This window comes from Alicyclobacillus vulcanalis (assembly GCF_900156755.1).
GTDB classification, from domain to species: Bacteria; Bacillota; Bacilli; order Alicyclobacillales; family Alicyclobacillaceae; genus Alicyclobacillus; species Alicyclobacillus vulcanalis.
The window spans coordinates 291028-317252 of record NZ_FTOO01000001.1; the positions used below are offsets into that span (position 1 = coordinate 291028).

At 62.9% G+C, this 26225-nt stretch carries 27 protein-coding genes; 16 read left to right on the top strand and 11 right to left on the bottom strand.

Annotated features, from left to right (window positions below; translation table 11 throughout):
• Positions 1–186: 186 nt before the first annotated feature.
• Positions 187–975 (top strand): GTP-sensing pleiotropic transcriptional regulator CodY, encoded by a 789-nt coding sequence (gene codY, locus BW934_RS01435; protein WP_076344314.1) that lies wholly within the window; start codon positions 187–189, stop codon positions 973–975.
• Positions 976–1113: 138 nt separating this feature from the next.
• On the opposite strand, the gene BW934_RS01440 is transcribed toward codY, so the two are convergent.
• Positions 1114–2502, bottom strand: a complete 1389-nt coding sequence (locus BW934_RS01440) for a dipeptidase (RefSeq protein ID WP_076344316.1) — start codon at positions 2500–2502, stop codon at positions 1114–1116.
• A 214-nt stretch (positions 2503–2716) separates the two neighbouring features.
• On the opposite strand from BW934_RS01440, the gene BW934_RS01445 reads away from it, so the two are divergent.
• Positions 2717–3580, top strand: a complete 864-nt coding sequence (locus BW934_RS01445; protein ID WP_076344318.1) for a serine O-acetyltransferase — start codon at positions 2717–2719, stop codon at positions 3578–3580.
• A gap of 179 nt (positions 3581–3759) precedes the next feature.
• Entirely contained in the window at positions 3760–4578 is an 819-nt protein-coding gene (locus BW934_RS01450; RefSeq protein WP_076344320.1) for an alpha/beta fold hydrolase, read from the top strand.
• Between the two features lie 33 nt (positions 4579–4611).
• Here the strand turns inward: BW934_RS01450 and BW934_RS01455 are convergent, their stop codons facing one another.
• Positions 4612–4977 (bottom strand): DUF488 domain-containing protein, encoded by a 366-nt coding sequence (locus BW934_RS01455; protein WP_076344322.1) that lies wholly within the window; start codon positions 4975–4977, stop codon positions 4612–4614.
• 67 nt (positions 4978–5044) lie between these two features.
• A complete protein-coding gene (gene ileS, locus BW934_RS01460; RefSeq protein WP_234969455.1) occupies positions 5045–8179 on the bottom strand; it encodes an isoleucine--tRNA ligase in 3135 nt (1044 codons plus the stop codon).
• 188 nt (positions 8180–8367) lie between these two features.
• Between ileS and BW934_RS01465 the strand changes: the two genes are divergently transcribed.
• Both BW934_RS01465 and queC read left to right on the top strand, forming a co-directional pair.
• A complete protein-coding gene (locus BW934_RS01465) occupies positions 8368–8658 on the top strand; it encodes an iron-sulfur cluster assembly accessory protein (RefSeq protein ID WP_076344326.1) in 291 nt (96 codons plus the stop codon).
• Between the two features lie 156 nt (positions 8659–8814).
• Positions 8815–9504, top strand: coding sequence for a 7-cyano-7-deazaguanine synthase QueC (gene queC / locus BW934_RS01470; protein ID WP_076344328.1), 690 nt, complete (start codon positions 8815–8817; stop codon positions 9502–9504).
• Between the two features lie 27 nt (positions 9505–9531).
• Here queC and BW934_RS01475 read toward each other — a convergent pair whose 3' ends face one another.
• Both BW934_RS01475 and BW934_RS01480 read right to left on the bottom strand, forming a co-directional pair.
• On the bottom strand, positions 9532–10044 hold the full coding sequence (locus BW934_RS01475) for a helix-turn-helix domain-containing protein (protein WP_076344330.1): 513 nt from the start codon (positions 10042–10044) through the stop codon (positions 9532–9534).
• The gene (locus tag BW934_RS01480) at positions 10041–10433 is read right to left on the bottom strand and encodes a globin domain-containing protein (RefSeq protein ID WP_076344332.1); all 393 of its coding nucleotides are present in this window, start codon (positions 10431–10433) and stop codon (positions 10041–10043) included. Before BW934_RS01480 ends, BW934_RS01475 begins: the two co-directional genes overlap by 4 nt.
• A 150-nt stretch (positions 10434–10583) precedes the next feature.
• Between BW934_RS01480 and BW934_RS01485 the strand changes: the two genes are divergently transcribed.
• From BW934_RS01485 to BW934_RS01495, 3 genes are all read left to right on the top strand, one after another.
• Positions 10584–10961, top strand: a complete 378-nt coding sequence (locus BW934_RS01485) for a YlbF/YmcA family competence regulator (RefSeq protein WP_076344334.1) — start codon at positions 10584–10586, stop codon at positions 10959–10961.
• Positions 10958–11641: a metal-dependent hydrolase gene (locus BW934_RS01490; protein ID WP_076344336.1), complete on the top strand. Its 684-nt coding sequence runs from the start codon at positions 10958–10960 to the stop codon at positions 11639–11641. Before BW934_RS01485 ends, BW934_RS01490 begins: the two co-directional genes overlap by 4 nt.
• Before the next feature lie 675 nt (positions 11642–12316).
• Positions 12317–13315 (top strand): hypothetical protein, encoded by a 999-nt coding sequence (locus BW934_RS01495; RefSeq protein WP_143232498.1) that lies wholly within the window; start codon positions 12317–12319, stop codon positions 13313–13315.
• A 53-nt stretch (positions 13316–13368) separates the two neighbouring features.
• On the opposite strand, the gene BW934_RS01500 is transcribed toward BW934_RS01495, so the two are convergent.
• Positions 13369–13620 carry a DUF3243 domain-containing protein gene (locus tag BW934_RS01500; RefSeq protein ID WP_012811617.1) on the bottom strand — a complete coding sequence of 84 codons (252 nt, stop codon included), beginning with the start codon at positions 13618–13620 and terminating at the stop codon, positions 13369–13371.
• Positions 13621–13759: 139 nt separating this feature from the next.
• On the opposite strand from BW934_RS01500, the gene BW934_RS01505 reads away from it, so the two are divergent.
• The gene (locus BW934_RS01505; RefSeq protein WP_076344340.1) at positions 13760–14059 is read left to right on the top strand and encodes a hypothetical protein; all 300 of its coding nucleotides are present in this window, start codon (positions 13760–13762) and stop codon (positions 14057–14059) included.
• Positions 14060–14193: 134 nt separating this feature from the next.
• Here BW934_RS01505 and dinB read toward each other — a convergent pair whose 3' ends face one another.
• Positions 14194–15453 carry a DNA polymerase IV gene (dinB, locus tag BW934_RS01510; RefSeq protein WP_327077681.1) on the bottom strand — a complete coding sequence of 420 codons (1260 nt, stop codon included), beginning with the start codon at positions 15451–15453 and terminating at the stop codon, positions 14194–14196.
• Positions 15454–15557: 104 nt separating this feature from the next.
• Here dinB and argR point away from each other — a divergent pair, with 104 nt between their 5' ends.
• Both argR and cysK read left to right on the top strand, forming a co-directional pair.
• On the top strand, positions 15558–16028 hold the full coding sequence (gene argR / locus BW934_RS01515; protein WP_076344344.1) for an arginine repressor: 471 nt from the start codon (positions 15558–15560) through the stop codon (positions 16026–16028).
• A gap of 89 nt (positions 16029–16117) precedes the next feature.
• Entirely contained in the window at positions 16118–17041 is a 924-nt protein-coding gene (cysK, locus tag BW934_RS01520) for a cysteine synthase A (RefSeq protein ID WP_076344346.1), read from the top strand.
• Between the two features lie 279 nt (positions 17042–17320).
• Here cysK and BW934_RS01525 read toward each other — a convergent pair whose 3' ends face one another.
• The 4 genes from BW934_RS01525 to BW934_RS01540 form a co-directional block, all read right to left on the bottom strand.
• On the bottom strand, positions 17321–18019 hold the full coding sequence (locus BW934_RS01525) for a hypothetical protein (protein WP_076344348.1): 699 nt from the start codon (positions 18017–18019) through the stop codon (positions 17321–17323).
• A gap of 80 nt (positions 18020–18099) precedes the next feature.
• A complete protein-coding gene (locus BW934_RS01530) occupies positions 18100–18291 on the bottom strand; it encodes a hypothetical protein (protein WP_076344350.1) in 192 nt (63 codons plus the stop codon).
• Positions 18288–18527, bottom strand: coding sequence for a hypothetical protein (locus BW934_RS01535; protein WP_076344692.1), 240 nt, complete (start codon positions 18525–18527; stop codon positions 18288–18290). The genes BW934_RS01530 and BW934_RS01535 overlap by 4 nt, the downstream gene beginning before the upstream one ends.
• An 85-nt stretch (positions 18528–18612) precedes the next feature.
• Complete coding sequence (locus BW934_RS01540; protein ID WP_076344352.1) at positions 18613–19503, bottom strand: YitT family protein; 891 nt, start codon at positions 19501–19503, stop codon at positions 18613–18615.
• Positions 19504–19641: 138 nt separating this feature from the next.
• Between BW934_RS01540 and BW934_RS01545 the strand changes: the two genes are divergently transcribed.
• The 5 genes from BW934_RS01545 (at position 19642) to BW934_RS01565 (ending at position 26166) form a co-directional block, all read left to right on the top strand.
• Positions 19642–20952 (top strand): DRTGG domain-containing protein, encoded by a 1311-nt coding sequence (locus BW934_RS01545; RefSeq protein ID WP_076344354.1) that lies wholly within the window; start codon positions 19642–19644, stop codon positions 20950–20952.
• A gap of 14 nt (positions 20953–20966) precedes the next feature.
• Positions 20967–23936, top strand: coding sequence for a DNA polymerase III subunit alpha (gene dnaE / locus BW934_RS01550; RefSeq protein ID WP_234969481.1), 2970 nt, complete (start codon positions 20967–20969; stop codon positions 23934–23936).
• Positions 23937–24076: 140 nt separating this feature from the next.
• The gene (locus BW934_RS01555; protein ID WP_076344356.1) at positions 24077–24274 is read left to right on the top strand and encodes a glutamate decarboxylase; all 198 of its coding nucleotides are present in this window, start codon (positions 24077–24079) and stop codon (positions 24272–24274) included.
• A gap of 43 nt (positions 24275–24317) precedes the next feature.
• The gene (accD, locus tag BW934_RS01560; protein WP_076344358.1) at positions 24318–25217 is read left to right on the top strand and encodes an acetyl-CoA carboxylase, carboxyltransferase subunit beta; all 900 of its coding nucleotides are present in this window, start codon (positions 24318–24320) and stop codon (positions 25215–25217) included.
• On the top strand, positions 25207–26166 hold the full coding sequence (locus tag BW934_RS01565) for an acetyl-CoA carboxylase carboxyltransferase subunit alpha (protein ID WP_076344360.1): 960 nt from the start codon (positions 25207–25209) through the stop codon (positions 26164–26166). The genes accD and BW934_RS01565 overlap by 11 nt, the downstream gene beginning before the upstream one ends.
• Positions 26167–26225: the final 59 nt, after the last annotated feature.

The following is a 26225-nucleotide window of genomic DNA, read 5'->3' on the forward strand; positions in this document are numbered from 1 at the left end:
AGTGGACAAAGGTCTAGTAAGCTCATTACGCGTGGATAAATTGTCTGTGTTATGGTGATAATTTGAACATCAGAGACAATTCTGCGAATGCGGAGTGCGTGGGAAAACCCTCCGCCTCGGACTCGGGCGGTCAGGGAAGGTACAACATGCCGGCGAAGGCCGGGGGAAGGACAAGGTGACGAGAACGTGAGTTTGTTGGAACAGGTCCAAGAACTTGGGCAACTCTTGCACCGTTCAAATGAGCAAGTGGAATTTCAAGAAGTTGCCGAATTTTTGAGCCGCCTCATGCAGTCGAACGTGTACATCGTGGGGCGCAAGGGCAAGATTCTCGGATACGGGGTTGCGGAGCACGAGCTGACCGAGGAATGGTTGAACATCATGACGCGGGAGCAGCGGTTTCCGGGCGATTTCAATAAACATCTGCTTCGTGTGGAGCAGACCATTGCCAACTTGACCGACGAGCAAAAGAAGCCGCTTTACGTCTTCTCGCCCGAGGAAAACGAGTCGTTTCGCTCCAAACACCTGATGATCACGCCCATCATCGGGGCGCGCGAACGTCAAGGGACGCTTCTCTTCGCGAGGTCTCAGCGCGCGTTCAACGAAGATGACCAAATTCTCGCCGAGTACGCGGCGACGGTGGTGGCGCTCGAGATTGTACACTCGCGCCAACAGCAGAAAGAGGAGGAGAGCCGGCAGCGGGCCCTGGCGCATCTGGCGGTGGAGTCGCTCAGCTTCTCCGAATTGCAGGCTGCGAAGTACCTGTTGGACGCCGTCCGCAATTCCCCTGAGGGCATCGTCGTGAGCAGTCAAATTGCGGACCAGCACGGCGTGACGCGCTCGGTCATCGTCAACAGCATCCGCAAGCTGGAGAGCGCAGGTACCATCGAAAGCCGTTCGCTGGGTATGAAGGGCACGCATCTGCGCATCCTGAATCCGTACGTTGAAGAGGAGATCAACCGCCAGTTCGAGCGTTGACAGGCGCGAAGTCCGTCGCGCGCTAAAGGGCAGTTGTGCAGCGGCCGGCCCCGGTAAGGGGCCGGCCGTCTGTTTGATGGACCGGCGCGCGGGACCGCGCGGCGCCGGGTAGGATGGCGCCGCACTGGGCCTGGCGCATCAGTGCTGGTTCCAGGCGGAAGGGAGTTCGTGGTAATAGTAGGCCAACGTCCGCAGGCCCTTGTCGAAGTTGTCCAGCGAGAAGTGCTCGTTTGGCGCATGGAAGTTTTCATCGTTCAGACTGAAGCCCATCATGACGACCGGGATCTTGAGCAGCTGGGAGAACGTCTCCACGACGGGGATGGACCCGCCCATGCGCGTGAACACAGCCTTGGTGCCATACGCGTGTTCGTAAGCGGAAGCCGCCAGCTGAAGCGCCGGGTGATCATACGGAGCGACGTACGGCCTGCCCCCGTCCTGGCGGATAAACGTCACCTTGGCGCCTTTGGGGGCGTGGCGCTGTACGTGTTGCTCGACGAGATCGAGAATCTCCTGCGGGTCCTGGTCGGGCACGAGCCTGCACGTCAATTTGGCGTGCGCTTCGCACGGGATGACCGTCTTGGTGCCTTCGCCCTGAAAACCGCCCCAGATGCCGTTGACCTCGAGCGTCGGCCGCGCGCACATGCGCTCAAGCGCGGTGTACCCGGGCTCACCCCACAGATCGGAGAGCGCCAGCGCCTGCTTCAGCGCCTCTTCCTCGTGGCCCAGTTTCGCGAACTCCTCCCGTTCCGCCTCCGTCAGCGGGCGAACGCGATCGTAGAAGCCTTCGACGGCCACGCTCCCATCTGGGCGGTGGAAGCTCGCGACGATCTCGGCCACTGCTCGCGCGGCGTTCGGCACGGCGCCGCCGTACAGGCCCGAATGAAGGTCCGATGCGGCGGTTCGCACATCGATTTGGGCCGCCGCGAGACCGCGCAGCCCGTAGACCACCGCGGGTTGGTTCGGCCCGACCATGGTGGTGTCGGAGATGAGGATGAGGTCCGCGGCAAACTGGTCCCGGGTCTGCTCGAGAAACGCGTGCAGGTGTGCGGAGCCGATTTCCTCCTCGCCCTCAATGCAGAACTTGACGTTGACGGGAAGTTCCCCGTGGACCTTGAGCATGGCGGAGAGCACTGCGATGTGCAGAAAGGTCGGGCCTTTGTCGTCGCTCGCGCCGCGCGCGTACAGCTGATGGTCCCGGATGGTCGGCGTGAATGGCGGGGAGGTCCATAGCTCGAGAGGATCCACAGGTTGCACGTCGTAATGGCCGTAGACGAGCACCGTGGGCTTTCCCTCGGCGTGCAGCCAGTCTGCGTAGACGAGGGGATGGCCTCCGGTCTCCATGAGCTCGACGTGCTCAAAACCTGCGCTGGTGAGCCGATGGGCAATCCATTCGGCGGCTCGCCGCACGTCGCCGCGGTGTTCGCTAAGGGCGCTGATGCTTGGGATGGACAACAGCTCCTTCAACGCTTCGAGGAGCTCGTCTCGGTGGTTGTCGAGATAGCGCTCGACTTCGCGAATGGCATCCAAAGGTGTCACGACTCCTCTCTCGATCCTCTGTTCCAGTTTGAGCATACCGTAATCTGGGGCGGATGAAAACCGCGACAGGGTGCGAGAAATGCGGGTCTCCGAGCGGCGTAAATCCCATTATGCCGTTAGGCTTACAGAGTTTTTTGCGATCCGCCACGGGTGTATACTGACTTTCGAAGCGCGACTGCCGCTCGGAAGGGGAGACGAGATCGGCATGGACACCCAAACCATTGCAAATCATCTGCTGCAGCAGAGCGTCTGCATGTTCAAAGGGCGCATCTGCCATCCGGAGCCGCGAGCCATCAAACAGATTATCGAATGGACGCGCGCGGCGATTCTTCCGAATTACTTTGACCCTGAGGGTGGAAAACACCTTTCGGATACGCTGGATCGCCTCCGCGGAGAACTGGCGGAGCAAGTGCACCGGGCGACGTATCAGTCCTGCCTGTCTTCTGGAACGGCGGAAACGAATCAACGCGCGTGGGAGATGGCGGACGTCTATATTCAAAATCTCCCGCAGTTGCAGAGCCTTGTCTACGAAGATATCACCGAGACCGTGAATGGCGACCCGGCCGCGACGGGGTGCGACGAGGTCATCCTCACGTATCCGGGCATCTTCGCGCTCTTGGTGTACCGCGCCGCAAACGTCCTGTATCGCCACGGTGTGCCGCTTTTGCCCCGCATGATGACGGAGTATGCGCACCGCGTGACGGGCGTGGACCTGCACCCCGGCGCCACCATCGGCCGCAGCATCATGATCGATCACGGCACGGGCATCGTCGTCGGCGAGACGGCCGTCGTGGGGAACCACGTCAAGATTTATCAAGGCGTGACGCTCGGCGCGCTCTATTTCCCGAAGGACGAAGAGGGCGCGTATCAGCGCCAGGTCAAACGCCACCCGACCGTCGAGGACTATGTCATTCTCTACGCCAACTGCACGGTGCTCGGCGGTGAAACGGTCATCGGGCACCACAGCGTCATTGGATCGAACGCGTGGGTCACGCAGTCGGTCCTGCCGTACAGCAAGGTCATCTACGAAGCGGAGAGCGTCGTGCGCACGCGCAGCGCGTTGACGTGATCGAACCCTCCGGATTTTCCACGAAATGTGTGGCGTGGAGATTGGACATGTGTTACAGTTGAAGTACCCCTTTACCCCTATATTGGGCCACCCAGGTACGGGTGAGCCTTTTTTTGTGCGTGAATCTGAGGATTCCATCTTTCGGCTTCGAAGGGTTTGGACGACGAGGAGGTTGGGCCATGCCGTTTGTCGATCGACCTGACGCGCGCCTGTATTACGAAGTGCATGGCACGGGCACGCCGCTTCTTCTGATCATGGGCGTCGGCGGAAATCTGCGCTGGTGGGGGTCTGGCTTTGTGCGCAAACTCGCGGCCAGGCACACCGTCATCGCCTTTGACAACCGCGGGGCGGGCGAATCGGAGGCTCACCCGACCGAGCCCTGGACCATCGAGGAGATGGCGGACGACGCGCATGCGGTTTTACAGGACGCTGGGTTTTCTCGAGCGCACGTGTTGGGCTACTCGATGGGCGGCATGATTGCGCAGGAGCTGGCGCTTCGTCATCCCGAAGCCGTGGATGCGCTCGTGCTTGGCGCTACCAGCTGTGGCGGACCGCAAATGATCCAGGCCGAAGACGTGAAGCGTGAGATGCGATCTCGCCCGACCGATCTCGCCGCCCGCGCGGAGTGGTACATGCGCCTGTTTTTTCCGGAGGAGTTTCGCGCGAAAAACGAGGCGTACCTGCGAGGCGCCTTTCGGTTGCTCCTGCGAGCCGACATGCCGGAAGCGGTCTATCAGGCCCAGCTCGACGCCGTGGAGCGATGGCAGGGAAGTTGGGACAGGCTTTCAAACGTGACCTCTCGCACGCTGGTGATGCACGGCCTGTCCGACCGCGTCTTGCCCTACGCCAATGGGGAGCGCCTGGCGTATCGCATGCCCGGCGCGAGGCTGAAGCTGTACGCGGGGTGTGGCCACGGGTTTGCGATGCAGGCCGGGGCCGCGGTCCTTCGCGATGTGCTCATGTTTCTCGGCGGAGAGGCCGCGAAAGAAGACCGTTAGGCGCCGGCCGCTCGGGAGGCGCAATCGCCTGGTTCAGGCATCGAGCGATTGGAGGTACTCGAGCAGGACGCGGGCGTGGTTGTGAACCGGATCGCGCGCGGCATACACGAGCGTGACCCTCGGGTGCGTGTCTGCCCAGACCAGCAGTTGGCCCACGGCTTTCTGATGCGCCTCATCCGCCCGAAGTTCCCCTCGGTATTGTTCGGCAAAGGCCGAGAACCGGGATACGTCTTCGTGGAGCCATTGGCGCAGCGCGTTCGAAGGCGCCACGTCCTTCAACCACGCGTCCACGGCGAGCGCTTCGCGCCGGACGCCGCGCGGCCAAAGGCGATCCACGAGCACGCGGAACCCGTCACCCGCCTCCGGCGGGTCATACGCCCGTTTGAGCGCAAACGCCATGGCCATCTCCCCCAAGCTGCGCATCTTCATGCAAACAGGCGAGGACATCCGTCCCCGCCTGTTGTGCTCATCGGCCCACCGACAGCGTGAGCTTCTTGCCGTTGACGTCCCACTCCTTCGTCAGATCCGCGTCCGCGAGCGGCGCGTCGCTCCACTCGCGCACCAGCACCGTCGCCCCGATGCGCGACCGGTTTCGCGCGATCACGTCGAGCAGTTCCGGATCTCCTTCCGCGTAAAACCGCACGTGATGCGTGACGCCGTAGTCGACCTCCTTGCGCATCATTTGCATCTTGGAGATGACCTCGCGCACGTAGCCCTCCTCAATGAGTTCCGGCGTGAGCCGCGTCTCGAGGCCCACAAACAGCCGGTTGTCGACCGTCACCAGGCCGTCAAACTTCGCCTCATACCGGATTTCCGCGTGCTCCTGCGTCAGGGTCTCGCCCTCGAGCACCACGGCGCCCGTCTCCCGGAACGCGCGGATCTGCGCTTCGTCCGCTCGCTTCGCCGCCTCATTGAGCACCGGCGTCTTGCGGCCGAACGCCTTGCCCACCGCATTCAGATTCAAATACAGCGTGGGCCGCGCAATCTCGTCGAGATCGGCAAAGCGGATCTCCTTGACGTTCAGTTCGTCCTGAATGACGTCCGCGAACTTGGCGATCACGTCCTGTTGCGCCCGCGGAACATACAGCGCGGCGAGTGGCTGGCGCGTCTTCAGCTTGCTCTCGTTGCGCAAATGCCGACCCATCTCCACGACGCGCAGCACGAGCGCCATCTCTCGGATGAGCGCCTCGTCGACGAGCGCGGCGTTTGCCTCCGGGAAGTCGCACAGGTGAACGCTCTCCGGCACGTCGTGTGCATCTCCGCCGAGGCGCACGACGTTCTGGTAGATGTCCTCGGCCAAAAACGGCGTGATGGGGGCCGTGAGAAGCGCGACCGTCCTAAGCGCCTCGAACAAGGTCAGGTACGCGGCCACCTTGTCTGGCGCCATGCCGTCCGCCCAGAAGCGGTCCCGGTTGCGCCGCACGTACCAGGTCGACAACTCGTCCACGAACGCCTGCAAAAGGCGCGCCGCTTGCGTGGCGTCGTAGCGCGCGTACGCCTCGTCCACGCCCTCGATGGTCTGATGCAGGCGCGCGATGAGCCACCGGTCCATGAGCGGCCGCTCTGCCACCGCGACGTGTTCCACCTCGTACGGGTTGAACCCGTCGATCCCGGCGTACAGCGCGTAGAACTGGTGGATGTTTTGCAGCAAGTCGATGTACTTCGCCTTTGCTTCCGCCACCGCGCGGTGATAGAACAGCTGCGAGTTCCACGGCTGCGTGTTCGACACAAAGTAGAAGCGCACCGCGTCCGCGCCGTGCTTGTCAAACGCCTCAAACGGATCGATCACGTTGCCCTTCGACTTCGACATTTTCTTGCCCTGTTCGTCGAGCACGTGGCCAAGCACGAGCACGTTCTTGTAGGGCGCCCTGCCCGTCACCGCGGTGGAGATGGCGAGCAGGCTGTAGAACCAGCCGCGCGTCTGGTCGATGGCCTCGCACACGAAATCCGCCGGGTACAGTCGCTCGAACAGCTCGCGGTTTTCAAACGGATAGTGGAGCTGCGCGAAAGGCATCGATCCCGAGTCAAACCACACGTCGATGACCTCAGGCACGCGCACCATGGTGCCCCGACCACAGCGACACGGCCACACGAGCTCGTCGATGTAAGGCTTGTGCAGCTCCTTCGGCAGGCGCCCCGCCTTGGCCTCGAGCTCCGCCCGCGAGCCGATGCACTCGACCTCTCCGCACGCGTCGCACCGCCAGATGGGCAGCGGCGTGCCCCAATAGCGCGATCTCGACAGGTTCCAGTCGATCACGTTTTCCAGGAAGTTGCCCATCCGCCCGTCCCGAATGTGCGGCGGGATCCAGTTGACCGACTGCGAGTTGGCGATGAGCTGATCCTTGAACTCCGTGGTTCGGATGAACCAGGAATGAATCGCGTAGTAGATGAGCGGCGTGTCGCAGCGCCAACAGTGCGGGTAGCTGTGCTCGTGCTTGTGCTTCTCGTAGACGAGGCCGCGTGCCGCCAGGTCTTTGACGAGATCGACGTTCAAGGCCTCGTCTTTCACAAACCGGCCCTGATAGTCGCGGACGTCCTTTGTGAATCGGCCAGACTCGTCCACGAAGTTGACGAAAATCAGGCCGGCTTCCTGGCACGCCTTGTAGTCTTCCTCGCCGTGCGCGGGCGACATGTGGACGATGCCCGTGCCGGATTCGTCCGTGACGTGCGGCGCCGTGATGACCATGTGTTTCTTGCCTTCCTGCACGACGTATGGGAAGACAGGGACGTACCCCGTGCCGACGAGGTCACGGCCCTTCGCTTGGGCGATGACGCGATCGCCCTCTTCGAGGTACGCGTCCTTCAGGCCTTCGGCCACCCAGACGTTCTCGCCTGCGCCGGCTTTGTGGATGAGGACATACGTCAGGTCCTCGTGCACCGCGAGGCCGACGTTCGAGGGCAGCGTCCAAGGGGTCGTCGTCCACGCCAGGAAGTACGTCGGCCGGCCGTCCACGTCGTGTTTCGACCGGAACTTCGCGGTCACGGACAGGTCCTTGACGTCCTTGTAACCCTGCGCGACCTCGTGGCTCGAGAGCGTCGTCTCGCAGTGCGGGCAGTACGGGCTTACGCGGTGGCCCTCGACAAGCCAGCCCTTGTCGTAGATGGTCTTCAGGAGGTGCCACACCGACTCAATGTAGTCGTCCGTCAGCGTCATGTACGGATGGTCGAGATCGATCCAGTAGCCGAGCCGCTCCGTGAGCTCGCGCCAGACCTCCTCGTATTTGAACACGCTCTCGCGGCACGCTTGGACGAAGCGCTCGATGCCGAACGCTTGGATGTCCTTTTTGCCGTTCATGCCGAATTTCTTTTCAATTTCGATCTCGACGGGCAGTCCATGGGTATCCCAGCCAGCTTTGCGCATCACGTGGTAGCCCTTCATGGTGCGGTAGCGGGGATACAGGTCCTTAAACACGCGCGTGAGCACGTGACCGGGGTGTGGCAAGCCGTTGGCCGTCGGCGGGCCCTCGTAAAACACCCACTCTGGCCGCCCTTCGCGCGCCTTCTCGCTCTTTTGGAAGATGTTCTCGCGCTTCCAGAATTCCAGCACGCGCTGTTCGCGCGACGTGGCCGGTTCCTTCGCGTCGACTTTCCGCATCGCCATCTGCACGGTTCACTCCTTGTGCGCCGGATTGGACTGAAAGCGAGGCAAGATGCAACAAAAACACTCGTCCGCCGGGGACGAGTGTTTGGGCAGCCGCAGCATCGGCGTGCCGCTTCGTCCGTTTCCTATTTTCGACGTATAGTATACTGTGGTGTGCAGAGATTGTACAGGGAAGCGGGGGACCTGACGTGCAGGTGACGGATCGGGCGGTCGAAGCGCTGTCGCGTTTGGCCCAAGAAGAGCTCAGGACGGGCGAGTTGATCCGGGTCGATCGCGCCTATCGCTGCGGCGGGCCGCCGTTCCAAGTCGTGATCGACGACACGAAGGGGCCGCTCGATACTACGCTTCGCTTCGAGGGTGCGCAGGGAGCCGTCGATGTGACGGTGGCGCAGGCCATCGTCAAGTTGTTGGCGGACGTCGTGCTCGATTACGGGGAAGACGGCTTCGTGTTTGAGGAGGCGGCCAAGCTCGGTTGCTAGGGCGCAGGCCATCGGGCGAAGAGGACGCACTTCGCCTGGGCAAGGCGAATGGGGTTGGGGCTGGTCGATAGGGCTGGCCGGGCAAACGTTCGTTCCAAGTTTCACGTTCCTCATTTTGTGTTCATCCCAATGGATATGTGACAAGGGCGTGTGGGCATGGCAAAGGCTGTGGTGATTTTGAGCGGGGGGCTCGACAGCGCGACGTGCATGGGTATCGCGCGCGCCGCGGGGTACGAGCTTTGTCCCATCACCTTCGATTACGGACAGCGGCATCGCATTGAACTGGAATCGGCGAAGAAAGTCGCAGCGTTTTACGGCGTCAAAGACCACCGCATCGTGTCCATCGACTTCCTTCGCGAGATCGGCGGGAGCGCCTTAACGGATACGTCCATCGACGTGCCGACGGAGGGCGTTTCGCGCGATATTCCGGTGACGTACGTGCCGGGGAGAAACCTGTTGTTCCTCGCGATCGCGGCGTCGTACGCGGAGGTCATCGGCGCTGAGGCGATTTACATTGGCGTGAACGCGCTCGACTACAGCGGCTATCCGGACTGCCGGCCGGAGTTCATCGAGGGCGTCGAGCACGTGCTGCGCATCGGCACGAAGGCGGGGGTCGAGGGCCGGCCCATCCGCATCGAGACGCCGCTTCTGCACTGGACGAAGGGCGAGATCGTCCGAAAGGGGCTGGAACTCGGGGTGCCGTATGAGCTGACCACGTCGTGTTACCAAGGCGGCGACGTGGCCTGCGGCGAGTGCGACAGCTGCCGGCTGCGGCTCAAGGGATTCGCGGAGGCGGGCGCCAGGGATCCCATTCCGTATCGCCCAGGCGTCAACGACGCCCCGTGACGGATGGTGCTTGAATGGGCTGGCGCCTTAGCCCTGGAAGGCCTGGATGAGCCGCCACGCGCGCTCCAGTTGGCGGCGCTTGTCGGGATCGGCGGTGACGTACGACTGGAGAAACGGCATGGCGTCGGGGTGCATGCGGACGAACAGGATGAGCCGGGCTTCGTCCTTGGTGAGGACAAGCTGCGTCACGCCCGGCGCGTCCGGGCTGCCTCCGTGCCCATCTTCCGCCGCGGGTGCGCGGCGCTCTGCGGGCGCAGAGACGGTATCGCGCTGCCTGGGCGCGGGTTTTGCCTTTGGAGGCGAGGACGCCGCGGCTGGCGCGGTGAGGTGCGGGGCAATTTGGCTCATGTCGACGCCGAGCGCCTCCGCAATTTGCGCGAGCGTGCGCTCGTCCGGCTGGCGGCGGTTGGTCTCGTACATGGCAATCGCGCTCGTCGAAAGGCGGGCGCGCTCCGCGAGCTTGGCCTGCGTCAGTCCGCGCTCCTTGCGCAGTTGCGCAATGCGCTCTCCGAGCGCCGGCACGGGCGAGTACGAGCTCATGCTTCTTCCTCCTCTCCAGGCGTGTTGACCATGTGTTGCGCGATCCCGGCGAGCCGCTCGAGCATGACCGCCTGCGCGGCACGCGGCAGCTCGACCTCCTGCATCGCCGCGGCCATGCAGTGAAGCCATCGCTCCGCGTGGCGCAGCGTGATGGGAAAGCGCAGGTGTCTCGCTCGCAGCATGGGGTGACCGCGGCGCTCCGTGTACAGCCTAGGCCCGCCAAAGAGCTGGGTCAAAAACCAGTATTGGCGCTCTTTCACCTCGTCAAAGGTCGGCGGGAACAGCGGCCTCAGGAGCTCGTCTTGTTCGACGCGATCATAAAACGCGTCGACGAGTCGTCGAAAGGTCGCGGCGCCGCCGATGGCCTCGTACAGCGATGTCGGTTGCACAGCCGTTCTCCCTCCTCTTCCGACAGTATACCGAAAGCGAATGGGTCGCGCAGGAGCGCGAGCGGGAGCGCGGAGGGCTTCGGCGCGCGCGCGTTTTTTTGTGACAACCCCCGGTTGTATAATAGACCCGTATGGCAGGGAGGGACGCGCGTGAACCCGTACGATCATGCGCACGCCCTGGCGCGGGCGATGCAGGCGTGGGAGCCGTATCAGCGCGCGAAACGCGCCAAGGAGGCCATCGAGCGGGACGAGCCGACGAAGCAGATGGTCCTCGATTTCTATCGGCGCCAGTATCAGCTCGAGGCCAAGCGGCTCCGCGGTGAAGAACCGACCCAGGAGGAACTGGAGACGCTGCGCAGACTGTCGGAGATTGTGCAACTTCATCAGGACGCCCGGGCGTACCTCGAGGCGGATCTTGAGCTGCAGCGGCTGTGGATGGATATTCAGCGCATCGTCGCCGAGCCGCTCGAAGATGTCCGCCTGTGGTCGCTGGACGATATCATGAGGGAAATGGGGCGAGAGTCGTGAAACTGACGTACCATGGCCAATCCTGTTTCGTGATCGAAAGCGGAGAGCATCGCCTGGTCATCGATCCGTTTTTGAGTGGCAATCCCAACGCGGTGGCCAAGCCGGAGGACATCAAGGTGCAGTGGGTCGTCCTCACGCACGGCCATGCCGATCACGTCCTCGACGCCGAGGCGATTGCCCGCAACAACAACGCGACGATTATCGCGGCGAACGAATTGGCCGTCTATTACGCAGGCAAAGGGTTGAACGTTCACCCGATGGGCATCGGGGGCAAGCGGGACTTCCCGTTCGGCCGGGTCAAGGTGACGCTCGCCTTCCACGGCTCCGGCGTCGAGACGGATCAAGGGCTCGTGTACGTCGGCCCGCCGGTCGGCTTCCTGCTGACCTTGGAGGGCAAGACCATCTATCACGCCGGGGACACCGGGCTGTTCGGCGACATGAAGATCCTCGGGGAGCTGAACTCCATCGATCTCGCGCTGCTTCCCATTGGTGACAATTTCACCATGGGGCCGGAGGACGCGCTCATCGCGGCGGAGTGGCTCAAGGCCAAGAAGGTCATCCCCATGCACTACAACACCTTCCCCCTCATCGCTCAGGACGGGGCCAAGTTCGTCGAAGACTGCAAGGCGCGCGGCATCGACGCGATCGAGCTGAAGGTGGGCGAGTCGTACGAACTGTGAGGCACCGCACGCGCCGTGAAGCAAGAGGCGAGTCGTGGGAAGCCTCCTGAGCTGAGGCCCGCGCGGCCGAACGGACCGATGCGGTGCGGACAAGATACCTTGAATTATGGAGTCACATGTTCTGGGCCGGTTCGAGGGTGAACCGGCCCTTTTTACAGGCGTGCGCCCCTGAGCTCAACGTGCCGTCTTCGCTGAAAGAGACATGGATGTTCAGGTAATGATTGATCTGAGTTACAAAATCAATTATCCTGACTGCATCAAGAGATCACATAGATTTCGCGAAAAGAAAGTACATGTCGAAGCATCGTGATGTTGATCTAAATGGGTGGGTATGGATTACGGCGGTGTCGCAAGCTGGTACGCCGTCGAGGGAGCGGAGGGATGCTGCAAGGGAAGGCGCGAGGTTCGCAGCTTGAGAAGTCCGAATCTTTTGTATCGAGAGAGGGCGTGGTTCCAGTTGGAATTCGCGACTCGCTTTCCATGTCCGCTTTACGAGAAAGGCGATCAAGGGGGATAACCGATATGGCGTGGTGGGGTAAGCGCGCATCTTTGGCATATACGTCCATTCTTTTCTTAGGACTCAGCGCTTGCGGTTCACCGGGTCACCTGCAACCACAGCGAGCAACTCATCCAGCGCGAAGTACCACGCCTCGCATGGAAACGGTGAGCCTAAGCATGTCTGAGATGTCGCTTCGGTCAGTTCACAGGGCGAACTTCCCGGGGTGCCAGGTTTGGACCATCGCGGAGCATGAGCTGTTGGTGGCCGAATATCCCAATGCCGATGCATCCGGCAAGTGGACAGGTCCATCCCGTCTCCTCGTCGTGCGGGAATCGGACGGGCACACGGTGGAATCTATCGATCTCCCCTCATCTGAGCAGGTGAACGCAGCCTCCTTCACGCCCGAGTGGTTGGTCTGGCAGACCGGGCCGGTGGGTGGCACGGGCCTCCATCAAATCTGGGCAGAGAATCGCCAGACGGGTCATCGTCGGCTCCTCATGACCGCTCCCAAGACAGGCGAGGCCGGCGATATCGTGGGCCTGAAGATTGTCGGCGACACGGCGTATTGGCTTTCCAACGTCCAGATTCAAGACGACATGGTGTCGACTGTTTGGTCGTGCTCGTTGACCGACGGCGTGCTTCGGCCGCTGGTGAGAGAGGATGCCGCCCGCGATGGGCGGGCCATTCTGTCGATGGCCGTCGGCACATCGTATCTCTGGTACGCAGAGGCGATGTCGAAAAACCCCATGGACCCGCGCGACAAAGGCAGCCTCAAGCGACTGTCGCTTGCAAATCCGAAGTCTGCGCCGCAACAGGCGCCCATTTCGCTTTGGCACCCGCCCGTGTTGTACGGCGCAACCGATGGGGCCGCCTATTTTGAAGAAAACGCGCAGACCGAACCCAACTCCCCCGTGAATCCAGCGCCCTATCCCATCTACGCGTATCCTTGGGGGAGTCGGACGCTCTTGCAGTGGACGAATCGCCAGACCGGCGTCGCCACGGTCGGCGGCGAGTGGATGGTGGTCAATCAAAACGGGGATAAGGGGCAGGCCGTCCTGTATCACCTGTCGACGCGCACGGCATCTTTGCTCCCCGCGCCCTTCGGAGTCACCGACGGTCAGGACGTGGCATGGTGGGACGGGGAAGGACATGTCGGCTGGGCATCCCTCGTTTGACGCTCGCAAGCGCGTTCCGCCGCGCAATCATCTGCGCGGCGGAACGCCTGTCCTCAGTGAGCCCGATCCGCCATTTTCACCATAATGCTTGCGATGGCGCGGCGCTCTTCATCGTCCGCCACGTTCCACATTTCCTTCAAGAGCTGCTGCTCGGGGTTTTTCGGGTCCACCTTGCTCGCCAGAAACTCGCCGACTTTCGTGGCAATGTTCGCGAGCTGGTCCTGGTTCAGGCCCGCTTCCTTGGCGCGATCGACGTGTTCCCCGAGGAATTGTTTCCAGTTCTCGAAGGTCTCCATGACACCCATGGTCCATCCTCCTTCATGTACTGTGGTTTCGTGCTCAATGTTCCCCGACACGGCAAGGGTCATGCGGGGCGACGCCAGGCTGTGCATGTTGCGAACACGTTCGGCATATGTATCGGACAGGCAAAGGAGGAGGACGGCCGTGCGGAGAAGGGTAGGCGTACCCAAACAGGTGCGACGAACGTCGGCGATTTACGGACTTGCGGCGCTGGCCCTCGCCGTCTATGGTGTGCCGCGTCTGCCCAAATTGGAGCATGGTGTCGCGGGCACGTTTTCGGCGCTGTGGATGCTTTTTCTGGCGCTGTTCATCGGGGCCAATCTGTATTTTTTGCTCGGCGCCGATCGCGAACGAGCGCGCCAGCTCGAGGAAGCGCCTTATCAACGCCCAACGCAGGGCCGTGATGAGGGCACCGGGCGCATCCGCCTTCGAGCTCGCGGTTAGCAGGGTGGGAAAACGGAGAGGCAGGCGGGCGGTGGTTCACGACCGCCTGCTTGTCCAAGCTACGAGGCCGACAGCCAAAACGAGGCAAGCCAAAATCGTGGCGATAGGGTCGAGGTTGCCGTGCAACGGATCCATCATTTTGCATCCTCCTCGTCGTCCAATCGTTCGAGCGACGTGCCGCGCCCGTGCACGTCGTCTTTGTGTCCCGAAAGGGATCGCGCCAGCCGCAGCGCGCTCGGGCCGAACTTCGCGCGCACCTCGTCCATCACGCGCTCCAGCCGCTCGAGTTTTTCGTTTCTCGGCAGTCCGCCAGGCGCTGCGGTGTCCCACAGGCTGAGTTGTACGCCTTGTCCACTGAGCGGGACGAGCCCTTCCACCGAAACGCCGAGCAACCGCACCGGCTCGCTCGGCCAAACCCTGAGAAACAGAGCCTTCGCGGCCTGAAACAGTTCACTCGCGTGGCGAACGTGCTTGGGGAGGGTGTCCTGATGGCGCATCGTGCGCATGTGGCGATCGCGCACGGAGACCGCCACCACGCGGCCCATCACCTCGTACCGCCGCATCCGGGACGTGACGCGATCGCAAAGGTCCATCACGACCCCCTCGACCTCGTCGAACGACCGCGCGTCCACGGCGAGGGTGATGGAATGCCCCACGCTTTTCGGCGGCTGGGGCTCAGTCTCGAGCGGGCGAGGATCGACGCCGTTTGCCCGCGCCTTCAGCTCGGCGGCCCGGGGGCCGAGCACGCGCCCCAGAACGTCGAGGGATTGCACGGCCAAATCCCCAATGGTCTGCACGCCAATGCGGCGCAAGCGTCGCGCCGTGCTTGGGCCCACACCATGCATGTGCTCGATGGGCAAGGGCCACAGCAACAATGGCATGTTCTCCGCGTTGAGCTCCGTGATCCCCATCGGCTTGTTCATGTCACTCGCCATCTTCGCCAGAAACTTGTTCGGCGCGACGCCTACGCTCGAGGGCAGCCGCAGCTCGTCCAGAATGCGCCCCTGAAGTCTGCGCGCGAGCTCCAGCGGCCTGTCGCCACCTGGGGCGCGCGTCACCTCGGCGAAGCATTCATCGATGCTGACGATCTCGACGTCTGGCGTGAACTCGCGCACGAGGGCGAATACCCTGCGCGCATACGAGCGGTACAAGTCAAAGTTGGGCCGCACCAAGACGAGATCCGGGCAGCGCGCCAGGGCCCGCTGAACCGGCATGGGCGGCTTGACCCCTCGGGCTCGGGCCTCGTAACTGGCGGTCACGACCACGCCGTGGCGCGTCGCCGGATCGCCCGCGACGGCGATGGGCCGGCCGGCGTAGCGCTCCGGCTCTTCCGCGACGTGGCACGAGGCGTAAAAGGCGTTCATGTCGATGTGAAGGATTTTCCGCGTGGGAATGCGAAATCACCTCTAGCTCCAGTGTACCGCACGGAGCGCGTGGGCGCGCGAATGAGTTACAATGAGTGTGGGACAAGCTATGCCGAGCGACGACATGGAGACGAATGAAAAGGAGACTCACTGTGCAGAGCAAGGAACAGCGCTTGATGCGCATACGCGAGATTGTGAGCCAAAACGAGATCGAGACGCAGGAGGATTTGGTGCGCGCGCTCGAAGAAGCGGGATTTCCGGTCACGCAGGCCACCATTTCGCGAGACATCAAGGAGCTTCAGCTCGTCAAGGTGGTGGGATCGAACGGGAAGTACAAGTACGCGCTGCCCACCGCCGTGAACAAAGTCTCCGTCGACGCACTTCGCCGCCGGTTGGCCGAGGTGTTCCTCTCGCACGCGCGCGCGAATAACCTCATTGTCATCAAGGTGGCGCCCGGGAACGCGCACGCCATCGGGGCGCTCATGGACGCCCTGGATCCGCCCGGCCTGCTTGGCACCATTTGCGGAGACGATACCATGTTGCTCGTCTGTCAGGACGAAGAGACGGCCGTCCGCCTGCTCCACGAAACGCTGAACATCGGATGACGCTGGCGTTTCCCGTTTTCCGAGTTATACTATAGAAGTTGGTATATTTCTGCCGCGGCCTCGGGCTGCGGCGCGTGAGGAGATTGGCCATGCCCTTGTACAATTCCATTCTCGATCTCGTCGGTCACACGCCGGTCGTTCGCTTGAACCGCCTGCCGGATCCGAACGGCGCGAGCGTCTACGTCAAACTTGAAGGCAAGAACCCGGCGGGCAGCGTCAAGGACCGGCCGGCGCTGAACATGATTTTAGAGGCGGAGCGACAGGGCAAGCTCATTCCAGGCAAAAGCACGGTCATTGAAGCGACCTCCGGGAATACAGGCATCGGGCTCGCCATGGTTTGCGCGGCGAAGGGCTACCGCTGCATCATCACGATGCCTGAAAACGCGACGGAGGAGCGCGTCAAACTCCTGAAGGCGTACGGCGCCGAGGTGCATCTCACGCCGGAATCGAAGCGCATGAAGGGCGCCATCGAACTGGCCGAAGAGCTGGCTGCGCGCATCCCGCACAGCTTCATTCCGGCCCAATTCGACAATCCGGCGAATCCGGACGCACACCGCAAGTCGACCGCGCTTGAGATCATCGAGGATTTCGGGGGCAAATTGGACGCGCTCGTGTTGACGGCCGGCACGGGAGGAACCGTCACCGGGACGGGCGAGGTCCTGAAGCAGCGCATTCCAGGCATCAAGATTTACGTGGTGGAGCCCAAGGGCTCGCCGGTTCTCTCCGGAGGTCAGCCTGGTCCGCACAAGATTCCCGGCACCGGTCCCGGCTTTGTGCCGAGCATCCTGAACCGCGACGCGTTTGACGAAATCCTCCTCATCGACGATCACGACGCGCAAACCATGGCCCGCCGCGTCGCAGCCGAAGAGGGCATCCTGCTTGGCGCGTCTGGCGCAGCGTCTGTCTTCCACGGCCTGCACATCGCGGCAAAACTGCCGAAGGAGGCGCGCGTCCTGTGCATGGCGCCAGATACGGGTGAGAGGTATCTGTCGTCCGATTTGTACCAAAGCTGACGCGGGCTGTATCGAAATTGTTGCGGGTCGAGCACAAAGATAGGTCTCAAGACTCATGTGGGTCGCGAGCGAAGTGGCTATACTGACAGTGTGGTGTAGTTGACCTTGTTCTACACTGTACCTATCCCTGACTTCCCGATGCTGCGGGAATCCTCGCCTCACGCGTGAGGCGGGGATTTTGTTTTTTTCGGGATGTAACGTAAAAATGCGGGGTTGCCCGTTGGCATACCCCTCTCGGGGTTTCACGAAAAAGGCGCCGCCATGGGGCGGCGCCTTGCTTTAATCGCTTAAACCTGCCTGAAGCGTGGCGGTCATCTTTGTGAGGATCTTGATGGCTGCTTTCAGGTCCGACACCTTCTGTTGCTCTAACTGCGTCATGTCGAGAAGAGCTGCCAACATGGACGCGTTATCTCCCTGGGCATAGGCCTGATGCAGGGCCTGAAAATCCGCGGCCACGCCCGCCTGTTCGTAGAGCGCGTCCTGGAGGTAGGAGACCACGGCCGTGGAATCTGGCGTTTGTTGGGTGAGAATGTCGAGATCGCCCACCTGAACGAACAGTTGGAGTGCGCTGATGTACGCGTTGAACGCCGACTGCAGCTGCTGTTGGGCCTGCCTGTCGCTTTGGGTGGCCTGTTTGTACGTTTGAAGCGTTTCCTGCAGCGCCTGGTCAATGGCTGCAGGCGACGTGGGCAGGGACTGCGCTGGGTTGGACGGATGGGGAATCTGCGTCGGATGAATGGTCTCGTAGGGTGCGATGGCCTGCTCAAACTGCGTCATGATTTGGTGGATATTGGGATGCTGTCCGCTGCCCGCAGCGCCGCTGGTTGAGGATCCCTGGTCTGTGCCATTCCCCGTGTCGTTCGCCAGGGCGATCATCACCGTCGCCGTTGTGGTGCGCGCCTCCGCTTGGGGCACGAGACAGCCGGACATCAGGCTGGCGGCCGACGCCGCGATGGCAAGAAAAAGACCCCGTTTCACAGAAGTCACCTCGATCGCTTGTTACTCACATCATTCGTCACGTGGAGGTGAAACTGTGGGGGTCCTTTGCCACGATTGGATCAATTTCTGGAGCGCTGGCGCAAACGCTCCACCCCATACGCGGTGAGGAACGCGGCCACCGTGATGGCGAGGTGTTGCGAAAAGTGAATGACAGGCCGCGCGTCGTCCAAGACGCCAGGCAGGTACGTGACAGCCAGAGCCGCTGCCCCGAGATACGCAAGCGAGGCATAGAACCAGGTGTACCGCTTCATGACTGCGCCACCTCCTGCTCGTCGGTCGGCCCGTACTCGCGCTCCGACGCTTGATGGCGCGCGGCGGTTTCGGCGTAATGCGCGGCTTCGAAGCCCAATAACCCGCCGGCGATGAGGAACAGCGTGTGCGCCAGGGCGTGATGAAGGATGGAGGCATCCGCCCAAGCGTCGACGCTCGGCCAGACCCCGACAGCCCATGCGGCGAGCGCCGCGACGATGGTCAACGGGACCTTCACGTTCAATCGACCTCCCTGCGAGGATTTCAAGACTGACGCTCCTTATAAGTTTGCTCGCAGAGATAGAAAGTTAAACGTGGTGCGATTACGGTGCACTTTGCCGGAATCGGCCGATGACCTCGGTGGTGTCGAGGATGGTGATAAAGGCGTCGGGATCGAGCGACTGGACAATCTCCTTGAGATCCGCAATTTCGAGGTGCGTCATCGCGCACAACAGCACGCCGCGCTCGCGCTGCGTGTATGCCCCATAGGCGCGCATCACGGTCGATCCGCGCACGAGCTTCTGGCCGATGGCGCTCGCCACCTCGCTCGGCTTGGCCGTGACGATGAGCGCCGTCTTGCGCTGCTGAAAGTGCATGAGCCCGGAGACGACCCGGGATGCCGCGTACATGCTGACCAGGGTGTACAGCCCAGCGGGCACGCCGAAGACGAGCATCGACAGAAGCACGATCGCGGCGTTCATCACGAAACTCACGGAGCCGATGTTGCGGCCGGTCAAGCGGTGCACCACGAGGCTGACGATGTCGGTGCCCCCCATGGACCCGCCGACGCGGATGACGAGACCGGAGGAGAGTCCCGTCAGCACGCCGCCATACAGACCCATGAGCAGCGGATCCGTCGGCGTGGAAAAATGGAGATGCACGAAGTCGGCGAGGGCGGAGAAGCCGAGGATGGCAATGCCGGTTTGAAAGATGAACCGCCGTCCGAGGTAGCGGTACCCGAGAATGAAAAGCGGAATGTTGAACACGAAGTACATCGTGCCCACGCCGAGCGCGGGGACATAGTGATGGAGGATCTGCGCCACGCCGGTCACGCCACCGGCGAGGATGTGGGCTGGGGTCAGGAAGTTGTTGACCGCCACGGCGCCAATGAGGTCGGAGAAGAGGATGACCGCGATGCGCCAGGTCCAGTCGAGCGCAGGATGAGAGGCGCCGCGCATGCCCACCATTCGGCGCACGTCTTCGTATACGCGCATGACTCACGTCTCCTCGTCGCACAGGCTCTGCCACCATTCTACACGGATTTCGGAGGCAATTGACGACAGGTTCGTGAAAGCTATGATCAAGCTAGATTCTAAGCCGCGAGGGACCGCCAAGCGGTCCGAGGAGGATCCGTGACGACCAAACATCAACAAATCCTGGAGTACATCCGATCGCTGCCGGTGGGCTCCCAGATTTCCGTTCGCAAAATCGCGCGCGTGCTGAACGTGTCGGAGGGAACGGCCTACCGCGCCATCAAAGAGGCTGAGGCGGAGGGCTTCGTGTCCACGCTCGACCGCATTGGCACGGTGCGGGTGGAGAAGAAGGAGAAGGAGCAGATTGAGCGCCTGACCTTCGCCGAAGTGGTGCGCATCGTGGAGGGCACGGTACTCGGAGGCAAGGAAGGCCTGCACAAGACGCTGAGCCGGTTTGTGATTGGCGCCATGCGCACCGAGTCCATCAGCCGCTACCTGAGCCCCGGTTGCCTGATGATTGTGGGTAACCGGGAGCAGGTTCAGCGGATGTCGCTGAAGAGCGGCGCCGCGGTGCTCATCACGGGCGGTTTCACGGCTTCGCCCATGGTCGAGAAGCTGGCCAACGAGTATCAGCTTCCGCTCATTTCGTGTTCGTATGACACCTTTACCACCGCTTCGCTCATCAACCGCGCGCTGTACGATCGGCTGATCAAGAAAGACATTCTGTACGTCGAAGACGTCCTGCAGCAGGACCAGCCGCTGGTCACGCTGAAACCTGAGGACAGCGTGCGCCGGTACTATCATCTGGTGGAAGAGACCGGACATTCACGCATGCCGGTGGTGGACGCCAGCGGGCGACTGGTCGGGATCATCAGCCCGCGCGACGTCGCGGAGGCGGAACTGGATGGCCCGGTGTCGCGCTACATGACGCGGAATCCGGTGTCCGTGACGCCGAAGACGACGATTGCGTCGGCCGCACACCGGATGGCATTCGAGGGCTTCGAGATGATGCCGGTGGTGAAAGACAAGGACGTGATCGGCGTCATCACGCGTCAGGACGTGATTCGCGCGCTGCAGATCATGAATCGTCAGCCGCAGGTCGGGGAGACGGTCGAGGACATCGTGGTGCGCGACTTCAACCTGGCCCAAGCGCCGGACGGCACGGCGGTGTTGCGCGGCCAGGTGACACCCCAGATGACCACCTCGGGTGGCACACTTGCGACGGGATCGCTGACCACCCTCATTCAGGAGGCAGCGCGCGTCTGCCTGCGCAGGGCGCGCCACGTGGACATGCTGATTGAAAACATGACGCTGTACGTGTTGCGGCCTGTGCCAGTGGACACGACGATTGACGCGCGTGCGCGCGTCTTGAACGACGGCAGGCGCTATGCGAAGGTGGAGGTCGAGATCGCCGACAGGACGGACGTGTTTGCGAAGGCGCTCGTCACCGCGCAGTGGATCGAGAGGTGAAGGCGTTGGAGTTTGTGCACCTGCACGTGCATACGGCGTTTTCGTTTCGCGAGAGCCTCCTGCGCGTGGAGGACGTCGTTTTGGCCGCGAAGCGCTGCGGGATGCGGGCCGTGGCTGTCACCGACACGAATGCGATGTACGGAGCGCTTCAGTTTTACCGCCTCGCGCGCCAGGAAGGGGTTGCGCCCGTTCTTGGCATGCAGCTGTCGCTCGCGTTGGAGGAGGAGCCGTCCGCGCGGGCTCGGGCGTCCTTCGAGACTGCGGTGGTGCTCGCGAGGGGGATGGGGGGCTATCGGCGGCTCACGCGGCTCGCGACGACGGCGCGCTGGAATCGGCCGGTGCCGCACGTCACCCTTCGGGAACTGGCCGCGTGTTCGGACGACTTGGTGGTGCTTGTGGGCGGTCCCGAATCGCGCCTGTTTGACCTTCTCGTGCAGGGCGACGAGGAAGCGGCGGAGCGTCACCTGTGTCAGTTGGCCAATGCGGTTCCCGCGGGTCAGCTGTACGCCGAGCTGCAGGATCACGGGCTCTTGCGCGAGCGAGAAGGGCTGCCCGGACTCATTCGGTTGGCCAAGCGCTTCGCCATTCCGCTCGTCGCGACCCACGACGTCCGCTACCTTTCCCGCGCGGACGCGCCGTGGCATCGGGCGTACGCGGGGCTCAACCAGGTCGATGCGGCGGAGCGGTTTGCAGTGGACGAGTTTCACTTCGCGACCCAGGCGGAGATGGCCGACCGGTTTGCTCATTTTCCGGACGCGATCGCGCGAACCGCAGACATTGCGGAGATGTGCGCGCTCGATTTGCCGCTTCACCAGGTGCGCATGCCCCGCTATCCGACGAAGGACGGGCGCCGAGCGGACGAGGTGTTGCGGGAAGCGGCGCGCGCGGGCGCGGTCAAGCGATACGGGGCCCTATCCCCAGACGTCGAGGCGCGCCTCGCCCACGAGCTCGACGTCATCTGCAGCATGGGCTATGCGGATTACTTCCTGGTGGTGGCCGATTTCATCCGCCATGCGCATCAGCAGGGCATCTCGACGGGCCCAGGGCGCGGATCGGCCGCCGGCAGCCTTGTCGCGTACGCGCTGCGCATCACGGACGTGGACCCGATCCGGCACAAGCTTTTGTTCGAGCGGTTTTTGAACCCGGCGCGCGTCTCGCTGCCCGACATCGACACGGACTTCGAGTACGAGCGGCGCGGCGAAATCATTCGCTATGTGATGGAGAAGTACGGGCGCGATCACGTCGCGCAGATCGGCACATTTGGGACGCTCCAGGCCCGCGCGGCCCTCAGGGATGCCGGGCGCATGCTTGGCGCCGATCCGGCCCTCGTCGATCGCCTCGCGAAGCTTGTGCCGGGCGTGGTGCACGCGTCGCTCGACGGAGCGTACGCGGAGTCCCAGCCGTTTCGGGCGCTCGTCGATGGCAGCCCTGAGGCCAGGCGGCTGTTTGAGGCGGCCAAGCGTATCGAGGATTTGCCCCACCACACGTCCATCCATGCGGCGGGCGTGATCATCTCGCCCGAGCCCATTGCGGATTGGATCCCGCTGGACGCGGCCGCCGACGACACACCCGTCACCGCGTATCCGATGGAGGACGTGGAGGCGCTCGGCTTCGTCAAGATGGACTTCCTGGGCCTCAAGACGCTGACGCTCATCGACCGCTGTCTCGCCTCCATCCGGCGCCGCACCGGAGTCACCGTCGATTGGCGGCAGGTGGACGAGGGCGATCCGGCCACCTACGCGCTTTTGTCGCGCGCCGACACGAACGGCGTCTTTCAGCTGGAGTCCGCCGGGATGCGGCGCGTGCTGAGGGAGCTGCGGCCGACGAGCCTCGACGACGTGATCGCCGTCATTTCGCTGAACCGCCCGGGACCCATGGAGAACATCCCCGCATTCTGCGACGCGAAGCACGGCCGGCGGCCCGTCACGTATCCGCATCCCGATCTCGAGCCCATTTTGGCCGACACCTACGGCGTCATCGTGTATCAGGAGCAAATCATGCAGATCGCGAGCCGCATGGCGGGTTTTTCCCTGGCGGAGGCGGACCTCTTGCGTCGCGCGGTGTCGAAGAAAAAGCGCGAGATCCTGGACGAGGAGCGGTCCCGCTTCGTCGAGGGCTGCGTTCGGCGCGGTTACAGCGAGGAGACGGCGCGCGAGGTGTACGACCTCATCGTGCGCTTCGCGGATTACGGGTTCAATCGCTCGCATGCGGCCGCCTACGCGGTGCTCGCCTTCCGAACGGCTTACTTGCGCGCGCACTTTTTGCCCGATTTCTTGGCGGCACTTCTCACCCTGTCCATGGGCATGCCCGAGAAGATCCGCCTGTACGAGCAGGACGCGCGGCGAAACGGCATCGCGGTGCGGCCGCCGTCGGTCCAGCTGAGCGATCGCGGCTACACCGTGGAGGAGGACGGCAGCTTGCGCGCGGGGCTCATCTCGGTGCGCAACGTCGGCGAAGCGGCCGTCGATCACATCCTGTCGCTTCGCGCGGAGCGGCCGTTTGCCTCGCTTGCCGATTTTTTGCGGCGCATCGAGCCGCGCATCGTCAATCGTAAGGCGCTCGACAGCCTGTTGGCCGCCGGGGCGTTTGACGAGTTTTTCCCAGACAACGCGTCAAACAAGGTGCGACAGCAGATGTTCGAGGAGGCGCTGGCGCGCGCGGAGGACAGCCGCCAGTGGGCGGCGCTCGACCTGTTCGTGGAAGCGGAGATGCAGCAGACGGCGAGCCGCGATCGCGAGGGTGAGCCGTCCGCCTCGCGCCCGAAGCGCCTGTACATCCGCTATCGCAGCCGGGGAGGCGGCCAGGTATTGCGCGAAATCCAGCGCGTGCTCGCCATGTCGCCCGGTGAAACGGAGGTCGCCCTGTACGATGCCTCCACGGGCCGGGCTCGCCTCCTGGGTTCGCGGTACCGGGTGCGCGTCACCGAGGACTTGATTGCTGCACTCGAAGAGCGCGTGGGACTTGGCAACGTCCGGTTGAGGTGACAGCGTTCTTTTGAACGCCTGAACGCCGATGCCTGAACGCCGACGGTCTGAACGCCCTGGTTTGTGCATATGCCTGTTCGGACAGACATGGTATAATGCGGGCAAGAGTCATCATGATGCTTGCTAGGAGCGTAAGAGCCATGTGGACGGTCATCTACATCGCACCGACATCGCAGCAGGCGGAGCGAATTCGCCTGAAGATGACGGAAGAAGGCTTCCTAGTCAAGGTGAAGAAGGCGCGCGGCGCGAAAGAGCAATACGAGATTTTGATTCCAGAGAGCGAGCTCGACGAGGCGCAGGATGTGCTGAGGGATATCCTGCACTCGTCGTTGTCGTGACAGCGCGCTTCGGGCGCAAGAGCGGGGTTAAAGAGGTGGGGTTGTGTTAAAAGATCTGTTCAACCGGCGGCGCCAATACGTCACGGTCGGAACGGGCGAAGAGGCGCCTGAGGCGAGGCAGCCTCGGCCTGCGCAGGAGCGAGATGTGCCAAAGGGGCTCGTGCAGAAGTGCGACGGCTGTGGCGCGCTGATTTTGGGGAAAGAGCTCCAGAAACACCTGTACACGTGCCCGGAGTGCAACCATCACTTTCGAATTGGGGCGCGCACGCGCATCGACATCACCGTGGACGAGGGGAGCTTTCGCGAAATCGACGCTCGGCTGACGTCGACGAATCCGCTCGGGTTTCCGCAGTACGAGGAGAAGCTCGAGGCCGCCATGCGCGCGACGGGGCTTTTGGAAGGCGTGGTGACCGGGGAAGCCGAACTTGAGGGCGTGCCGATTGTGATTGGCGCGATGGACCCAGGCTTTATGATGGGCAGCATGGGTTCGGCGGTCGGCGAGCGCATCGCGCGGGCGATGGAGCGGTCGGCGGAAAGCAAGCGGCCGCTTATTTTGTTCACCGCTTCGGGCGGCGCGCGGATGCAGGAGGGGATTTTGTCGCTCATGCAGATGGCCAAGACGAGCGTCGCGCTGCAGCGAATGGCCGAGGCGCGCGTGCTGTTCATCTCGGTCATCACTCATCCCACGACGGGAGGCGTGAGCGCGAGCTTCGCGAGCCTCGGCGACGTGATCGTCGCGGAGCCTGGCGCCATGTTTGGATTCGCCGGGCGGCGCGTGGTGGAGCAGACCATGCGCCAGAGTCTTCCGGACGATTTCCAGACGGCCGAGTTTAACCTCAAACACGGCATGATCGACAAGGTCGTGCACCGGAAACAGATGCGCCAGACGCTCGGCGCACTGGTTCGCATCCATACGGCTCGGGGGTGGGCACATGGCGAATGAGCTGGACTTCGAGCGGCCCATCGCCGAGTTGAAGGCGAAGATCGCCGAGCTGAAGGCGTTCATGGAGAAGAACGAGATTGACCTGCAAGGCGAGGTCGACAAACTCGAGGAGCGGCTGAAGGAGCTCACCGAGACCACGTACAACAACCTCACGCCTTGGCAGCGCGTCCAACTGGCCCGTCAAATTGGCCGGCCCACCACGCTGGATTACATTCGCGGCCTGTGTGACGAGTTCGTGGAGCTGCACGGGGATCGCCACTACGCAGACGACCTGACCATCGTCGGCGGCGTGGGGCTCATCGCGGGTCAGCCGGTCACGGTCATCGGCCATCAGAAGGGGCGGGACACCAAGGAGAACATCCGCCGCAACTTCGGCATGGCGAACCCGGAGGGTTACCGGAAGGCGCTTCGGCTCATGAAGCAGGCGGAGAAGTTCGGGCGCCCCGTGGTGTTTTTCATCGACACGCCAGGTGCGTACGCGGGCATGTCGGCGGAGGAACGCGGACAGAGCGTGGCCATTGCGGAGAATTTGTTGGCCATGGCAGGCTTGCGCGTGCCCACCTTGTCCATCGTCACGGGCGAGGGCGGCAGCGGCGGCGCCCTTGGGCTTGGCATCACGGACCGCATCTATATGCTCGACTACGCGTGGTACTGCGTCATCGCGCCCGAGTCGGCGGCGGCCATCTTGTGGAAGGACGCGAAGCTCGGCCCCAAGGCGGCGGAGGTCATGCGGCTGACGGCCAAGGACCTGCTCGATCTCGGCGTGATCGACCGGGTCATCGAGGAACCCATGGGCGGGGCGCAGAAAGACCCGGAGTGGATGGTGCGCAAAGTCCGCGAGAGCGTGGCGGAAGGCCTGCGCGAACTTTTGTCCGTGCCTATTGATGAACTGCTCGAGGCACGTTACCATAAGTATCGGCAAATGGGAACCTACGTCGAACGGGCGTGAAGCGGAGTCCGGCCCTGCCGGACCGTCCGCTTCACGCTTTGTGTGCGCGCCCGCAGACG

Excerpts from the sequence above, each read along its gene's own strand:
- BW934_RS01445 (WP_076344318.1), top strand. The coding sequence starts at position 2,717 with ATGGACACCCAAACCATTGCAAATCATCTGCTGCAGCAGAGCGTCTGC.
- BW934_RS01450 (WP_076344320.1), top strand. The coding sequence starts at position 3,760 with ATGCCGTTTGTCGATCGACCTGACGCGCGCCTGTATTACGAAGTGCAT.
- BW934_RS01455 (WP_076344322.1), bottom strand. The coding sequence starts at position 4,977 with ATGGCGTTTGCGCTCAAACGGGCGTATGACCCGCCGGAGGCGGGTGAC.
- ileS (WP_234969455.1), bottom strand. The coding sequence starts at position 8,179 with ATGGCGATGCGGAAAGTCGACGCGAAGGAACCGGCCACGTCGCGCGAA.
- queC (WP_076344328.1), top strand. The coding sequence starts at position 8,815 with ATGGCAAAGGCTGTGGTGATTTTGAGCGGGGGGCTCGACAGCGCGACG.
- BW934_RS01475 (WP_076344330.1), bottom strand. The coding sequence starts at position 10,044 with ATGAGCTCGTACTCGCCCGTGCCGGCGCTCGGAGAGCGCATTGCGCAA.
- BW934_RS01495 (WP_143232498.1), top strand. The coding sequence starts at position 12,317 with ATGTCTGAGATGTCGCTTCGGTCAGTTCACAGGGCGAACTTCCCGGGG.
- BW934_RS01500 (WP_012811617.1), bottom strand. The coding sequence starts at position 13,620 with ATGGGTGTCATGGAGACCTTCGAGAACTGGAAACAATTCCTCGGGGAA.
- argR (WP_076344344.1), top strand. The coding sequence starts at position 15,558 with ATGAAAAGGAGACTCACTGTGCAGAGCAAGGAACAGCGCTTGATGCGC.
- cysK (WP_076344346.1), top strand. The coding sequence starts at position 16,118 with ATGCCCTTGTACAATTCCATTCTCGATCTCGTCGGTCACACGCCGGTC.
- BW934_RS01530 (WP_076344350.1), bottom strand. The coding sequence starts at position 18,291 with ATGAAGCGGTACACCTGGTTCTATGCCTCGCTTGCGTATCTCGGGGCA.
- BW934_RS01540 (WP_076344352.1), bottom strand. The coding sequence starts at position 19,503 with ATGCGCGTATACGAAGACGTGCGCCGAATGGTGGGCATGCGCGGCGCC.
- BW934_RS01555 (WP_076344356.1), top strand. The coding sequence starts at position 24,077 with ATGTGGACGGTCATCTACATCGCACCGACATCGCAGCAGGCGGAGCGA.
- BW934_RS01565 (WP_076344360.1), top strand. The coding sequence starts at position 25,207 with ATGGCGAATGAGCTGGACTTCGAGCGGCCCATCGCCGAGTTGAAGGCG.